Source organism: Rhizobium sp. CBN3 (genome assembly GCF_030518245.1).
Taxonomy (GTDB): domain Bacteria; phylum Pseudomonadota; class Alphaproteobacteria; order Rhizobiales; family Rhizobiaceae; genus Rhizobium; species Rhizobium aethiopicum_A.
Window position 1 is genome coordinate 43,801 of the sequence record NZ_JAULSE010000005.1, and the last position, 14,596, is coordinate 58,396.

Annotated in this window: 11 protein-coding genes; 10 read left to right on the forward strand and 1 reads right to left on the reverse strand. The window is 60.0% G+C overall.

All coding sequences use genetic code 11. The features are described 5' to 3' along the window. Positions 1-438: 438 nt before the first annotated feature. From QWJ46_RS09750 to QWJ46_RS09760, 3 genes are all read left to right on the forward strand, one after another. Positions 439-2,010 (forward strand): bifunctional diguanylate cyclase/phosphodiesterase, encoded by a 1,572-nt coding sequence (locus QWJ46_RS09750; protein ID WP_302750953.1) that lies wholly within the window; start codon positions 439-441, stop codon positions 2,008-2,010. A gap of 155 nt (positions 2,011-2,165) precedes the next feature. After that, complete coding sequence (locus QWJ46_RS09755) at positions 2,166-3,344, forward strand: acetate/propionate family kinase (RefSeq protein ID WP_302750954.1); 1,179 nt, start codon at positions 2,166-2,168, stop codon at positions 3,342-3,344. A gap of 70 nt (positions 3,345-3,414) precedes the next feature. Beyond that, the gene (locus tag QWJ46_RS09760) at positions 3,415-5,802 is read left to right on the forward strand and encodes a phosphoketolase (protein WP_302750956.1); all 2,388 of its coding nucleotides are present in this window, start codon (positions 3,415-3,417) and stop codon (positions 5,800-5,802) included. Between the two features lie 713 nt (positions 5,803-6,515). On the opposite strand, the gene QWJ46_RS09765 is transcribed toward QWJ46_RS09760, so the two are convergent. Then, positions 6,516-7,406, reverse strand: a complete 891-nt coding sequence (locus QWJ46_RS09765; RefSeq protein WP_302750958.1) for a helix-turn-helix domain-containing protein — start codon at positions 7,404-7,406, stop codon at positions 6,516-6,518. Positions 7,407-7,524: 118 nt separating this feature from the next. Between QWJ46_RS09765 and pobA the strand changes: the two genes are divergently transcribed. The 7 genes from pobA (at position 7,525) to QWJ46_RS09800 (ending at position 14,484) form a co-directional block, all read left to right on the forward strand. Continuing rightward, entirely contained in the window at positions 7,525-8,697 is a 1,173-nt protein-coding gene (gene pobA, locus QWJ46_RS09770) for a 4-hydroxybenzoate 3-monooxygenase (RefSeq protein ID WP_302750960.1), read from the forward strand. A 185-nt stretch (positions 8,698-8,882) separates the two neighbouring features. After that, complete coding sequence (locus tag QWJ46_RS09775) at positions 8,883-10,055, forward strand: ABC transporter substrate-binding protein (RefSeq protein WP_302750962.1); 1,173 nt, start codon at positions 8,883-8,885, stop codon at positions 10,053-10,055. A 64-nt stretch (positions 10,056-10,119) separates the two neighbouring features. Then, on the forward strand, positions 10,120-10,983 hold the full coding sequence (locus QWJ46_RS09780; RefSeq protein WP_302750964.1) for a branched-chain amino acid ABC transporter permease: 864 nt from the start codon (positions 10,120-10,122) through the stop codon (positions 10,981-10,983). Between the two features lies 1 nt (position 10,984). Next, positions 10,985-11,986 carry a branched-chain amino acid ABC transporter permease gene (locus QWJ46_RS09785; protein WP_184455089.1) on the forward strand — a complete coding sequence of 334 codons (1,002 nt, stop codon included), beginning with the start codon at positions 10,985-10,987 and terminating at the stop codon, positions 11,984-11,986. Continuing rightward, positions 11,983-12,747 carry an ABC transporter ATP-binding protein gene (locus tag QWJ46_RS09790; RefSeq protein ID WP_085779309.1) on the forward strand — a complete coding sequence of 255 codons (765 nt, stop codon included), beginning with the start codon at positions 11,983-11,985 and terminating at the stop codon, positions 12,745-12,747. Before QWJ46_RS09785 ends, QWJ46_RS09790 begins: the two co-directional genes overlap by 4 nt. After that, positions 12,728-13,444: an ABC transporter ATP-binding protein gene (locus QWJ46_RS09795; RefSeq protein ID WP_302750968.1), complete on the forward strand. Its 717-nt coding sequence runs from the start codon at positions 12,728-12,730 to the stop codon at positions 13,442-13,444. The genes QWJ46_RS09790 and QWJ46_RS09795 overlap by 20 nt, the downstream gene beginning before the upstream one ends. A 206-nt stretch (positions 13,445-13,650) precedes the next feature. After that, on the forward strand, positions 13,651-14,484 hold the full coding sequence (locus QWJ46_RS09800; protein ID WP_302750970.1) for a VCBS domain-containing protein: 834 nt from the start codon (positions 13,651-13,653) through the stop codon (positions 14,482-14,484). Positions 14,485-14,596: the final 112 nt, after the last annotated feature.

A 14,596-nucleotide genomic window follows, 5' to 3' on the forward strand; every position in this document is an offset into this window, starting at 1 on the left:
GCAAATCGCGTCATCTCTATTGAACCGGGTCTGACCGGGACTACTTCCTTGTCCCAAGGAGACGGAAGCTATGGCATATGATTGGAGTGGGGAGCGTACGCGGCGCCTGCGCTTGATGAGGGTCGTGACGTTCACCTTAGTTATGGTCGGTCTGGTCGTCAGCGTTCCGCTGCTGATCGTCACCGCGTGAAGAGCGAGACAGGGCGAGCGATGCGACAGCACGCTCGCCCTCGTTCTTTCGTGGGGCTCCCCTCGTCTTGAATCCGGACATCCTCTAGTCTTCGAAGCAGCACCAGCGAAACGCCGTAGCGCGCGGCTTACGTCCCGACAGCACCGCAACGGACGGGCTGCCACCTCCAACAATTCGCCTTATGGTTTCAACGAACATTTCAGATTTTCGTGATAGTCCGGCAGAGGGTGGAGATGGAGAATGCGATAATGCCTGCGTTTTTCCGAAGCAGGGCCGGAAGGCAATGCGTGTCGGTTGTGGTTTTCGGAGTAACCCTCTGGATCCTCGGCACGGTGCTGCACTTCGACGACCGCCTCGTCTCCTTCATGACCGATTTCGGCGAGTACGGGGCGGATAAGCTCGTTCTGGCTCTCGGCATCGCTGGCGCGATGAGCTTCATCTATTCGGTGCTGCGCATCGCCGACCTGCGCAAGGAAATGGAGCTGCGCGCCACTGAACAGGCTAAGGCCGATTGGACGGCAACCCACGACCATCTGACCAAGCTGCCGAACCGCTACGCCTTCGAGCGCAAAATCCTCTCACGGCCAGTCAGAAGCGGCGAGGCCGAGATCGAGGAATGGGACGACAACGTCACGATCTTCTCCGTCGACCTCGACGGCTTCAAAAAAGTCAACGATCTCGTCGGCCACAAGGGCGGCGACGTGTTGCTGGTCGAAGTTGCCAGACGCATCTGCGCGCTTGGCAACGCGGATTGCGTTTACCGCTTCGGCGGTGACGAATTCATCATCGTCGCCTTTTCCCTGACGGCAGAGCGCGAGGAGCGTTTCGCCAAGTTGCTGATCCAGGCCGTCACCCGGCCGATCCATATCGATGGCTTTGCCGTCGAAGTCGGCGCCAGCGTCGGCTATGATCGCTGGCTTGAGGGTAGCGAGCCGCTGGAAGACGCCGCCCACCGTGCGGATCTCGCCATGTATGAGGCCAAATCACGAGGCCCTAACCATTATCTTGTCTTCGAAACTTCGATGCAGGACAAGGTAACGGAACGCGCCTCTCTGGAAAGCAGGCTGCGCGCGGCAATCGCCGACAAGGCGATCATGCCTTTCTATCAACCTTTGATTGATTTGAAAACGGGCCAGCTTTGCGGTTTCGAAGCCCTCGCGCGGTGGGTCGGCGAGGATGGTATCAATATTCCGCCGCCTGTTTTCATCGACATTGCCGAGGAAACCGGGATGATCACCCCCCTGTTCGAGGATCTCCTTGCGCAGGCCTGCGGCGATGCGCTCACTTGGCCGGCGCATGTCACGTTGTCCTTCAACGTCTCGCCGGTACAGATGGAAGACAGGCTGCTGACGTCCCGCATCCTCAAAGTCCTTTCGGCAAGCCGGCTGCCGCCGCAACGCCTGGAGGTCGAGATCACCGAAAACGCGCTGATTCAGGATCCCGCTATCGCCGCCGTCATTCTCGAAGAGCTGCATGCGGCCGGCATTCAGATCGCCCTCGATGATTTCGGCACGGGCTATTCGAGCCTCGCCCAGCTCGCCCGCTACCGCTTCGACAAGATCAAGATCGACAAAAGCTTCATCGCCACCTATCGCGATGACGAACGCCAGGAAAAAATCGTCCGCGCCATGCTTGGCCTCGGCAGAAGCCTCAACATCAAGACGACTGCGGAAGGTGTCGAAGAGCATGGCCAGCTTGCGTTCCTGTTGCAGCTCGGCTGTGACATCGGCCAGGGCTATCTTTTCGGCAAGGCGATGCCCGCCGCCGAGGCAAGCATCTTCATCCGCGATCGCAACGCCAATCTGGCGTCGACGGGCTGACCCTAGCGTAATTCAACAAAACTGCCCCAAGCTTTGGCATTTCTGTCGGCCGCCACACACCGTCAGCATGTTGCGCATGGGCGGCCATACCTTTCCAGCGGGAGTTTCGGCGCTAAGTTCGGGGATCGTGACGACTGTGCGGAGTCTCTGAAGACATGTCATCCACCGACCTCCTCCTGACCTTCAACGCCGGCTCATCGACTGTGAAGGTCGGCGTCTTCTCGATCGATGGTGCCGAGGCACGACACCTCGGAAGGGGCGTCATCGATCTCCGCGCCGAGCCGCTCTGCTTCGGCCTGACCAAGGGAGAGCAGACATTCGATATGCCGCTGAAGGCGGAGGTGACGGACGATCTGCACGGGGTCATCGACGAGACCTTCACGCGTCTCGCCGATCATTTCGACATGGCGGCCGCAGCCGTAGCCGGCCACCGCGTCGTCCATGGCGGCGAGCGCTTCATGAGCGCCGTCGCGCTTGATGACGCCGCCACCGATGGGATCGAAGCGCTGATCCCGCTCGCTCCCCTGCACCAACCGCAAGCGCTGCGCTTCATCCGCGCGCTCCGTCACCTGAAGCCGCATCTTGTCCAGACAGCCTCCTTCGACACGGCCTTCCATGCCACGCAGGACGATCTCGTTCGCCGCCTCGCCATACCCCGTTTCCTGCATGAGGAGGGCATCAAGCGTTACGGCTTCCACGGGCTTTCTTATAAGTTCATCGCCAGTGAACTCGCTCGCAAGGCGCCGCATACGGCAAGGGCTGTGGTCGCCCATCTCGGCAGCGGCGCCAGCCTCTGTGCGATGGAAGACGGCATCAGCCGCGATTGCAGCATGGGCTTTTCGACCCTCGACGGCATCCCGATGGCGACACGCCCGGGCTGCCTCGATCCCGGCGTGATCCTGCACCTGGCAGGAGAGAGAAAACGGTCCCTGGGTGAGATCGAGGATCTGCTCTATCACCGCTCAGGCCTGCTCGGCGTCTCTGGCATCAGCGCCGACACGCGCGATCTGTTGAAGGACGGCCGGCCGGAAGCGCGCCAGGCGATCGACCTTTTCACACTGCGCATTGCCGGCGAGATCGGCCGCATGGCGGTAACCCTCCGCGGCCTCGATGCCGTCGTCTTCACCGCCGGCATAGGCGAGCATCAGCCGGAAATCCGCGCCGGCGTGGCGAAACGCCTGTCCTGGCTTGGCCTTTCGATCGACGAGAAGGCCAATGCCGCCAATGGTTTCACGATCAGCACCAGGGAAAGCCGCATTGTCGCCCATGTCATTGCCACGGACGAAGAACAGGTGATCGCCGATGAAGCGCTGTCCGTTCTTCGCGCCCGCTGATCCAGATCAATGGCGCGCCGGCGCTAACGGCTAGACTGACGTTGAACGTGTTTTCGAACGGGAGAAGCCAATGGAAAAGCATGTCTCGACCGCCGCCGCCCTGACCGATGCTGAACTCACCCTGATTGACCGCTACTGGCGGGCCGCCAACTATCTCTCGGTCGGCCAGATCTACCTGCTTGCCAATCCGCTGCTGCGCGAGCCGCTGAAGTCAGAGCACATCAAGCCCCGTCTGCTCGGCCACTGGGGCACGACGCCCGGCCTCAACTTCATCTATGCGCATCTGAACCGCCTCATCCGAGCCCGCGATCTCGACGTCATCTACATATGCGGCCCCGGTCACGGCGGGCCGGGCATGGTCGCCAACACCTATCTCGAAGGCACCTACAGCGAAATCTATCCCGATATTTCCGAAGACGCCGAGGGGATGCGCAGGCTCTTCCGCCAATTTTCCTTTCCCGGCGGCATTCCAAGCCATGCGGCGCCGGAAACACCGGGGTCGATCCATGAGGGCGGCGAACTCGGCTACGCCCTCGTCCATGCCTATGGCGCCGCCTTCGACAATCCCGACCTCACCGTCGCCTGCATCGTCGGCGACGGTGAGGCCGAAACCGGGCCGCTCGCCGCCAGCTGGCATTCCAACAAGTTCCTCAATCCCGCCCGCGACGGCGCCGTTCTGCCGATCCTGCATCTGAACGGCTATAAGATCGCCAATCCGACCATTTTAGGCCGGGCGGGTGACGACGACCTCCGACGTCTCTTCGAAGGCTACGGCTACGAGCCGCTTTTCGTCACCGGCCATGAGCCGCGCGACATGCACCAACAAATGGCTGCGACGCTGGACCGGGTCTTCGAGCGCATCCGCGAGATCCAGGAGCAAGCCCGCAGCGGCAAGAGCACAGCCGGCTGCCCGCGCTGGCCAATGATTGTGCTGCGCAGCCCCAAGGGTTGGACAGGCCCAAAGGAGGTCGACGGCAAGAAGGTGGAAGATTTCTGGCGAGCCCACCAGGTGCCGGTCTCCAACTGCCGCGGGAATGACGACCACCGCAAGATTCTCGAGGACTGGATGCGCGGCTATGATCCCGAAGACCTGTTCGGCGCCGACGGCCGGCTGAAACCGGAACTGCGGGCGCTTGCCCCCGCTGGCAAACGCCGCATGGGCGCCAATCCGCATGCCAATGGCGGCCTGCTGCGCAAGGAATTGGCCGTGCCCGATATTCGGGATTATGCAGTCGACATCGGCAAGCGCGGCAGCGTTGTCGCCCAATCGACGGAGATCCTTGGCCATTACCTGCGTGACACGATGAAGCTCAACGCCAAGGCGGCAAACTTCCGCATCTTCGGCCCCGACGAGACGGAATCGAATCGCCTCGGCAGCGTCTTCGACGTCACCGACCGTGTCTGGATGGAGGACATCGAACCTTATGATGTCCACCTCTCTCGCGATGGGCGTGTCATGGAGGTGCTCTCCGAACATCTCTGCCAGGGCTGGCTGGAAGGTTATCTCCTGACTGGCCGGCACGGCCTCTTTTCCTGTTACGAGGCCTTCATCCACATCATCGATTCCATGTTCAACCAGCACGCCAAATGGCTGAAGGTGACGCGCGAGCTCGAATGGCGAAAGCCGATCTCATCGCTGAACTACCTGCTGACCTCGCATGTCTGGCGACAGGACCATAACGGCTTCAGCCACCAGGATCCTGGTTTCGTCGATCTCGTCGCCAACAAGAAAGCCGACATCGTCCGCATCTACCTGCCGCCGGACGCCAACAGCCTGCTCTGGGTCGGCGATCATTGCCTGCGCACCTATGACCGCGTCAACGTCATCGTCGCTGGCAAGCAGCCGGAGCCGCAATGGCTGTCGATGGACGAGGCGGTGAAACATTGCGAGGCCGGCATCGGCATCTGGCACTGGGCAAGCAACGAGGAGGACACGATCTCGCCTGATCTCGTCATGGCCTGCGCCGGCGATGTCCCGACGATGGAAACGCTCGCCGCCGTCGATCTTCTGCGCAAGGCCATTCCCGAGCTGAAGATCCGCACCGTCAATGTCGTCGACCTCTTGGCGCTGCAATCCAGGGACCAGCATCCGCATGGCCTTTCCGACGAGGCCTTCGACGCGATCTTCACCGCCGATAAGCCGGTCATTTTCGCCTATCACGGCTATCCCTATCTCATTCACCGCCTGACCTATAAGCGCACCAACCACGAGAACATCCACGTCCGCGGCTTTATCGAGGAAGGCACGACGACCACGCCTTTCGACATGACCGTCCTCAACGAACTCGACCGCTACCATCTCGCCATCGAAGCCATCGAGCGCGTGCCGGGCCTGAAGGAGAAGGCCAAAGACGCGCTTGCCGCCTTCCACGGCAAGCTCGCCGAGCATCACGACTATGTCAGGGAATACGGAGAGGACATGCCGGAGGTGCGGGACTGGACGTGGCCGGCGGCGTGAGGCGAGGACGAGGAATCGCCGGAGAAGTCCGAGGTTTTGATATTCCCGGGTAGGCACAGGTGTTTCTGTTAGGCAGCCTCAATCGGGTGGGTCACTGGCATCTAACAACCGCAAACCTAGCAGCATCCGACATCATGCTTGGTGGCATAGCTGCATCAAATGGAACTGGTTTTGATAACAGAGACGCCAATCGCGCGTAGGCTGGCATTGATTAGCTCAGGAATGTTGGGCAAGTTTACTCTTCACGATTGTTGCAAATATGATCCGCAAGACAGTACAATGATTCCCAAAATATCAGTAAAATTTCTTGATGCAATGTTGGCTTCATTACTGGCTGTCGAAATATTATACATCATAAATAACATGCATTTCTACGTAAACTTGGAGTTATATAGAATTTACACCAGCGGTCTATACAGGAATTTTGATAGGATAAGCGAACATGACGAGATGTTCGTGGCCGCGAACAGAATGATTGACTGCAAGAAAGCTTCAACAGGCAGCGCAGCCAGCATTGATATTATGGCGTATTCTATCTTTTTTATTGAAACATCAATGTCTCTTGAGGTGGCTTATAAGAAAACCGAAAATGGGCATTGCGTAGATCATATAATGTTCAGGACCACGCCGGGTTAGTTCACTAAACGATCTGCAGAAAATCGAGTATCTGGCGCCGTAGAGATCGCGCCGGGGGGCTCCGTGAGTGATTGCTGTTATGCACCCTCAAGCCGAACCTTCTCCCTCACGCGCCAGACCCGCGGCGTTTCGCCGGTATATTTCAGGAAGAAGCGCGAGAAATAGGCCGGATCGGCAAAGCCGAGGCGAAATCCGATCTCCTGAACGCTGCCGATGGTAAAGACGAGCTGACGCTTCGCTTCCTCAATGAGTTTGCCGGCGATCAACTCATGCGGGGTGTTTCCCGTCATCGACCGGACGATACGGGTGAGATGCGTCGGGGAAATGCCAAGTTCCCCGGCGTAGAAGGAAGCCGGCCTGTGCGATCGAAAATGCTGCTGGATCAGTTCATCCAGCATCTCCATCCGCCGCTCGTTCTCGTTTGTCGGAAGCTCCTGCGCATGTCCTTCATGCGAAATCCGCGCCGTCAGCCGCAACGCCAGCCCGACATAGGCAGCCAATACCTCGTTGCGGCCACCGCGGCGGTTTTCGAATTCGTCGCCGAGCCGCCTCAGCGTCTGCATGACATAGGCAGCCTCGGCGTTATCGGGATCAAGGAGCGTCAGATGCGGCATCGCCAACCACTCGCCGAGCTGGCTTCGCTCGCCGGGCGGGTGGCTGAGATGGGACCTCAAGATGGTGATCACCAGGCCGTCGATATCACGTGAGAAGCGAAAGCCGTGATCAAGCCCAGGGGGAACCGTGATGACCGCCGGCGGACGGATGGTATGGCTCCTCTTGCCGAAGATCGCATCGCCCGAGCCCGCTTCGATGTATAATATCTGAAAGAAGCTCTCGTGGCGGTGAAGCCGAATTTCCCATTGATGCAGGCTGCTGCGGGAGCGGATTGTTTCGCAATGCAACCAGAATTCCGGAGATCGCCCGGTATTTTCGCCATAGAGCTCGTAGGTCGGTATATGCCTGCTCATCGGCTTCCTCCCGTGCCAATGTTCGATAAATGCAATTTTTTGGCCGGAATGTCCATTGTCGCGGCAATGGCGGCGCGGCAGAATCTGACAAAACGCAAAAATGCAAGGGAGGAAGCATTTGCGAACCCAGGTCGCAATCATCGGTTCGGGGCCATCCGGCCTGCTGCTCGGTCAGCTTCTGACCGAAGTTGGAATTGACAACGTCATCCTCGACCGCGTGAGCAAGAACTATATCCTCGGCCGCGTCCGCGCCGGCGTGCTGGAGGAAGGCACTGTCGGGCTGTTGGACGAGGCCAAAGCTGGAAGAAGATTGCATGCCGAAGGCTTGCCGCACGACGGCTTCTCGCTGGCCTTCGACGGCCGCGACCATCGCATCGATCTTCACGAATTGACCGGCGGCAGGCGCGTGACCGTTTACGGACAAACCGAGGTGACGCGCGATCTTATGGAGCGGCGGGAAGCTTGTGGCGCCCTTTCGATCTATGATGCCGCCGATGTGGCTCCGCATGATATCGACCGTGGCTCGCCCTTCGTTACCTACGCGAAGGATGGTATCAGCCACCGCATCGATTGCGATTTCATCGCCGGCTGCGACGGCTTTCATGGAATAAGCCGCAGAGCCGTTCCCGAACGGGCGATCCGAAGTTTCGAGAAGGTCTATCCCTTCGGCTGGCTCGGCCTGCTTGCCGACGTGGCGCCGGTCAGCCATGAACTGATCTACGCCAACCACGCGAGGGGCTTCGCGCTCTGTTCGATGCGCTCGGCCACGCGCAGCCGCTACTATATCCAGTGCCCGCTTGACGCGAAGATCGAAGACTGGAGCGACGAGCGCTTCTGGGACGAGTTGAGACGGCGCCTGCCGGCCCATCACGCCGAAGCATTGACGACCGCCCCATCCTTCGAAAAATCGATCGCTCCGTTGCGCTCCTTCGTCGCCGAGCCCATGCGTTTCGGCCGGCTCTTTCTCGTCGGCGACGCCGCCCATATCGTGCCGCCAACCGGCGCCAAAGGGCTGAACCTTGCAGCTAGCGATGTCCATTACCTGTTCTGCGGGCTCCTCGAGCATTACCGCGAAGGCTCCGACAGCGGCATCGACGCCTATTCGCAGACGGCGCTCGCCCGCGTATGGAAAGCCGTGCGGTTTTCCTGGTGGATGACGACCATAATGCACCGATTTCCCGATACCGGCGATTTCGATCAGAAGATCCAGGAAGCCGAACTCGACTATCTCACACATTCCCGTGCGGCCTCGACGGTGCTCGCGGAAAACTACGTGGGACTGCCGTTCTGACACGAAGATCGAGCATGAAAGTCGCGCATAGACGCAGCGAACAACGAGTGGTCATGACCACGCAGAACCATAACCGGCAAATCATGTGTTTGGGGATTTATTTCATTTTACATCACCATTTCGCATGACAAGCTAACCAGAAATTCAATACGGCGCTGGAGTACGCCGAAAAGGGAGAGAGAAAAATGAGGAAGCTGTTTCTGGCCGCCGCTGCGGCAATTGTTATGGGCACCAGCGCCTATGCCGACACGATCAAGGTCGGCGTCATCGGGCCGTTCTCCGGTCCCTTCGCGCTCCAGGGCAAGAACTTCAAGGCCGGCATCGAAGCTTATATGGCTGTCAACGGCAACAAGGTCGGCAGCGACGCGGTCGAGATCGTCTACCGCGACGTGCCGCAGGCCGACCCGGCCCAATCCAAGGCGCTGGCGCAGGAACTGATCGTTAAGGAAAAGGTCCAGTATCTCGCCGGCTTCTATTTCACCCCCGACGCCATGGCGGTGACGCCGATTCTGAAGCAGGGCAACGTGCCGATGATTATCATGAACGCCGCCACTTCGGCGATCGTGACCAAGAGCCCGCTCGTGGTGCGCACCTCCTTTACGACGTGGCAAACCTCGACGCCGATCGCCAAGGTCGCTTTCGACGCAGGCGTCAAGAAGGTGATCTCGGTCGTCAGCGATTACGGCCCCGGCATCGACGCCGAGAATGCCTTCAAGGCCGGCTTCGAAAAGGCCGGCGGTCAAGTGGTCGAGGCCATCCGCATGCCGCTTGCCACCAACGATTTCAGCCCGATCATGCAGCGCATCAAAGATTCCGGCGCCGAGGGCGTCTTCGCCTTCTTGCCGTCGGGCCCGACGACGCTCGGCTTCGTCAAGGCCTACAACGAGAATGGCTTGAAGGCCGCCGGAATCAAGTTCTTCGCGCCGGGGGATCTGACGCAGGAATCCGATCTGCCGGCGCTCGGCGATGCCGCACTCGGCATCCAGACGACCTTCCACTATGCCGTTTCCCACGACTCGCCCGAGAATAAGGCCTTCGTCGAGGCTGCCGCCAAGGCGATCGGCAACAAGGCAGAGCTCTCCTTCCCCTCCGTCAGCGCCTATGACGGCATGTATGTCATCTACAAGATGATCGAGGCGACGGGTGGCAAGCAGGATGCAGAGAAGGCCGTCGACGCGGTCAAGGGCCTAGCCTGGGTGAGCCCGCGCGGCCCGGTCTCGATCGATCCGGAAAGCCGGCACATCACCCAGAACATCTATCTGCGCGAAGTCGTCAAGGCCGATGATGGGACCTACATCAACAAGGAGATCCAGACGTTCGAGAAGCAGGGCGACCCGGGCCTTGCGGCGGTAAAGTAAGATTGCGGCATCCGGACCGGCGGGCTCGCGCATCGCGCCCGCCGCATCGAAGTAAGGTATTTTCATGCAGACAGTCTTCAGCATCGCCGTCGACGCCTTTGCCTATGGCATGGCGCTCTTCGTGATCTCGATCGGCCTTTCCGTGACCATGGGGCTGATGCGTGTCGTCAACCTGGCGCATGGCGCCTTCGCCATGATCGGAGGCTACATCGCCTCCTATGCCGCCCGTGACCTCGGTCTTAGTTATGCTGTCGCAGTCGTCGCGGCCGTCTTCGTCACGATCATCATCGCAATTCCGCTCGAGCGTTTTCTCTACCGCCGGATCTATGGCGCCCCTGAACTGACCCAGGTGCTGATGACAATCGGCATCACTTTCTGCGTCATCGGCATCGCGAACTACGTGATGGGACCGACGCTGAAGACGATACCGCTTGCCGGCGCCTTGCAGGGATCGGCCGATCTCGGATTCCGCACCATTCCCGTGCACCGGCTTTTCGTCATCTTCTGCGGTCTCGCCGTTGCGCTCGCCCTGTGGTTCGCGATCGAGCGAACGAGCTTCGGGGTCAAGCTGCGCGCCTCCGTCGACGATGCGGCGATGGCTGCCGCACTCGGCGTGCGCACCGAGATCATCTATGCGGTGAGCTTTGCCGTTGCCGTCGGGCTTGCCGCCTTCGGCGGTGTGGTCGGCGCCGAACTGCTGCCGGTCGAACCTTACTACGCGCTTCGCTATATGGTGACCTTCCTCGTCGTCATCTCCGTCGGCGGCGCCGGCTCCATTCCGGGCGCGCTGATTGCCTGCCTGCTGCTTGGCGCCATCGATACGACGGGACGCTATCTGATGCCGGAATTCGGGGAATTCTTCTTCTATCTCGCCGTGATCGCCATCATCTGCATCTTCCCGCGCGGCCTTGCCGGAAGGATGAAATAGGATGACGCTCGTCATGAACAACGAAACCGAACGCCTCCGGCATCGGCGCGCAGTGAATGCCGATCTTCTCGGAGTAGCGGCCATCACGGCCATCGCCGCGGTCGGCTATTTCGCCTTTCCCGACAATCTGGCGCTTCTGACGCGGATGATCACGATCGCCCTGCTCGTCCTGTCGCTCGATCTCGTGACCGGTTATTGCGGTGTCGCAACGCTCGGCCATGCCGCGCTGTTCGGCTCAGGCGCCTATGCCGCCGGAATTTTGTCGGCGCATTACGGCATCAACGATCCGCTGCTGATGATGCTTGCAGGCATATCAGGAGGCGCGGTTGCCGGACTGCTCAGCGGCGCGATTATCCTGCGTGCACACGGACTGCCGCAGCTCGTGCTGTCGATTGCGCTCATCCACCTCTTCCATGAATTTGCCAACAAGGCCTCCGCCTGGACGGGAGGCAGCGACGGGCTTTCCGGCATCGCGCCGGATCCGATATTCGGCATTTTCGAATTCGATCTCTACGGCCACACCGCCTTCTTCTTCGGAATGACGCTGCTCGTCATCGTCTTCGTGCTGCTGCGATTGCTGGTTCGCTCACCCTTCGGCATGCTCTGCCGCGGCATCCGGCAAGACCCGCTGCGCATCCGCGCCATGGGCGGCTCGCCGAAGGCCGCTCTCATCAAGATGTACGTGATCTCAGGCGCCGTTGCCGGCGTCGGCGGCGCGCTGAATGCGATCTCGACCCAGGTCGTCGGGCTCGACAGCCTGTCCTTCACGCAATCGGCCGAAGCGCTTGTCATGCTCGTGCTCGGCGGCACCGGTTCCCTCTTCGGCGCGCTCTCCGGCACCGTCATCTTCATGTTCTTCGAAGATTATGTCTCGGCCGCCAACCCCTTTCACTGGCTGACCATGGTCGGCGCCCTGCTGATCGCCGTAGTGCTGTTTGCGCCGAAAGGCCTCTACGGAACGGCCGCCGCCTTGATCGGCCGCCGGAAGGAGACGCGCGCATGAGCCCGGTCTTCGAAGTAACCAATCTCAGGAAAGCCTTCGGCGGCCTTGCCGTCACCAATGATGTCTCGCTGGCAATGGCGCCCGGCGACCGCATCGCGCTGATCGGCCCGAACGGCGCCGGCAAGACCACCTTCGTCAACCTCGTCACCGGCAATCTCTCCCCCGATTCCGGCGAGGTTCGCCTCGGCGGTGAGGCGGTGACGAAGGTGGATGCGATCGGCAGGGTCAAACGCGGCCTCGTCCGATCCTTTCAGGTGACGCGGCTTTTTCAGGATATGACGCCCGCCGAACATGTGGGGCTCGCCGTCCTTCAGCGTGACGGAAAGACCCGCAAGATGTTCGGGAATTTCCTCGCCATGCCCGACGTCATGGCGGAGGTCGACGATCTCCTGGGTAAACTCGGGCTGGCCTCGCTGATGCATCGCAGAGTCAGCGAGATCGCCTATGGCCAGCAGCGGCTCCTCGAAATTGCCGTGGCGCTGGCGCTGAGGCCGAAGGTGCTGCTGCTCGACGAGCCTGCGGCCGGCGTGCCGCAAAGCGATACCGGCCGAATCGAACAGGCGCTGGCCGACCTTCCCGCCGATCTCGCCGTCCTGATGATCGAACACGACATGGACCTCGTCTTCCGTTTTGCCAAGCGCGTCATCGTGCTGGCGGCCGGCGCGATCATCTTCGACGGCCTGCCGGCCGATGTCACCAAGGATGCCCGCGTGCGCGAGGCCTATCTCGGGAGCTATGCCAATGCCAGCCCTGTCGCTTGAGGTTGAAAACCTGTCGGCCGGATACGGGCCGACGCGGGTGCTCGAAGGCATCTCCTTCACCGTGCCGGCGGGCGCCCGTCTAGCAGTGCTCGGCCGTAACGGTATGGGCAAGACCACGCTCCTGGCAACGCTTGCCGGCCAGACCAGGCGGTATCAAGGCCAGATCCACCTCGGTGGTTCGGATGTCACCGCAGCACCGAGCGCAACACGCGCCCATAAGGGCCTCGGCTATGTGCCTCAAACACGCTGCGTCTTTCCGACGCTGACCGTCGAAGAGAACCTTTTCGTCGGTCTGAAGGCGCGGCCGAAGACGGCACTGGAGGAAGCTTACATCCTGTTCCCGCGCCTGAAGGAGCGCCGCCGCAACCTCGGCAACCAGCTCTCCGGCGGCGAGCAGCAGATGCTTTCAACAGCCCGCACCATTCTCGGCCGCCCGTCCGTTCTGTTGCTCGACGAACCGTTGGAGGGCCTGGCGCCCGTGATCTGTGAGGAACTGATGGCCGCCTTTACAGAACTCGCCAAATCAGGCGACATGACGATCCTTCTGGTCGAACAACGCATCCAAAGCGCGCTCGACTTCGCCGGTCGGGTCATCATCCTCGAACGCGGCAGGATGGCCTGGACCGGAACGCCGTCGGACTTGTCGAGGGATCACGAAGCAGTAGAAAGCTTGCTCGGAGTGGGCGGCCTGCATTGAAGCAATCAATGCAGTATATCGTCATGACTACGTCATCATCAGGCTGGCAGACGTCGAAGCCAATGCCTCTACTTGGATATTTGAGCTGCAGAAAAATTACCTCTGCTGGATTTGATAGGTTGAATTGACCTGACGCTCCGTCAATTTCGTTGCCAAGCACCCGATAGGGTTGCATATTTGAGCAATACTTCAGACGGGAGGTAGAAATGGCAAACCACAAGCCGATCGCAGGTGACGTATACCAGCCTATTTTCGACGTCGACAAGCCGATTGACGGCAACATTCTGGACAGCACCAGTTACATGGATGCCGACGGAGATCTTGTGCGTCTCAACTTCGTGAACGGGCAGCGAATTCCGCAACCGTCCAATCCGGATGGACCGGCCACGACGACGACGATCGAGGGAAAGTACGGCACGCTGACCGTCTATTCCAACGGCTACTACACCTATGAACTCGATCACTCCAATCCGGTGGTATCAGCGCTCGGCCCGGGGGATCAACTCCTCGACCAGTTCAAATTCAAGATTTCGGACGGCAAAGGCGCTACCGACTTCGGCTTGCTCAATATCACGGTCGACCTGCCGGAGCGCGGCGACATCTTCGTCAATTTCGAGGATGTCGGCAAACACGATTTCCCCACAGGCTACAAGGGCTTCGATTGGGGCGCCTGGCACGATGGGGATGATGCAACGATACATAAGGAAGCTGACGGCAATCATTATCTCTCAGGCGGCGTATTCTGGACGCCTATCCAGGCCGCAGATGGCGGCAGCTTTCAGATCGAGCAATTCAGCGTGGCAAACGGGACATCAGACTATGACAACGTTCTGACGATCGAAGGCAGGCTGAACGGCGATACCGTGTTCTTGGTCACGGTCAACGTGACCGCCGACAGCATTCATGACCCGCAAGTGATTGATCTCAGCGCCTATGGCCTGATCGACTATCTCATACTCGACACCGAACCCGTCATCACCGAAACGAGCGGGCCTGATTATTATGGCGCGCAATACGACAACTTCCAATTCATCGTTTGACGAGGCGCACCTATGACAGCGGCATCAATTTCTTCGACAATGCCGAAGGTTTTGAAAGAGAATAGCCTGCAGCGCTGACACACAAGGACAAGCTTACCCTGTGCTCGCCCGC

Coding starts and splice junctions, on each gene's coding strand:
- QWJ46_RS09750 (WP_302750953.1), top strand. CDS start 439: ATGCCTGCGTTTTTCCGAAGCAGGGCCGGAAGGCAATGCGTGTCGGTT.
- QWJ46_RS09755 (WP_302750954.1), top strand. CDS start 2,166: ATGTCATCCACCGACCTCCTCCTGACCTTCAACGCCGGCTCATCGACT.
- QWJ46_RS09760 (WP_302750956.1), top strand. CDS start 3,415: ATGGAAAAGCATGTCTCGACCGCCGCCGCCCTGACCGATGCTGAACTC.
- QWJ46_RS09765 (WP_302750958.1), bottom strand. CDS start 7,406: ATGAGCAGGCATATACCGACCTACGAGCTCTATGGCGAAAATACCGGG.
- QWJ46_RS09775 (WP_302750962.1), top strand. CDS start 8,883: ATGAGGAAGCTGTTTCTGGCCGCCGCTGCGGCAATTGTTATGGGCACC.
- QWJ46_RS09780 (WP_302750964.1), top strand. CDS start 10,120: ATGCAGACAGTCTTCAGCATCGCCGTCGACGCCTTTGCCTATGGCATG.
- QWJ46_RS09785 (WP_184455089.1), top strand. CDS start 10,985: ATGACGCTCGTCATGAACAACGAAACCGAACGCCTCCGGCATCGGCGC.
- QWJ46_RS09790 (WP_085779309.1), top strand. CDS start 11,983: ATGAGCCCGGTCTTCGAAGTAACCAATCTCAGGAAAGCCTTCGGCGGC.
- QWJ46_RS09795 (WP_302750968.1), top strand. CDS start 12,728: ATGCCAGCCCTGTCGCTTGAGGTTGAAAACCTGTCGGCCGGATACGGG.
- QWJ46_RS09800 (WP_302750970.1), top strand. CDS start 13,651: ATGGCAAACCACAAGCCGATCGCAGGTGACGTATACCAGCCTATTTTC.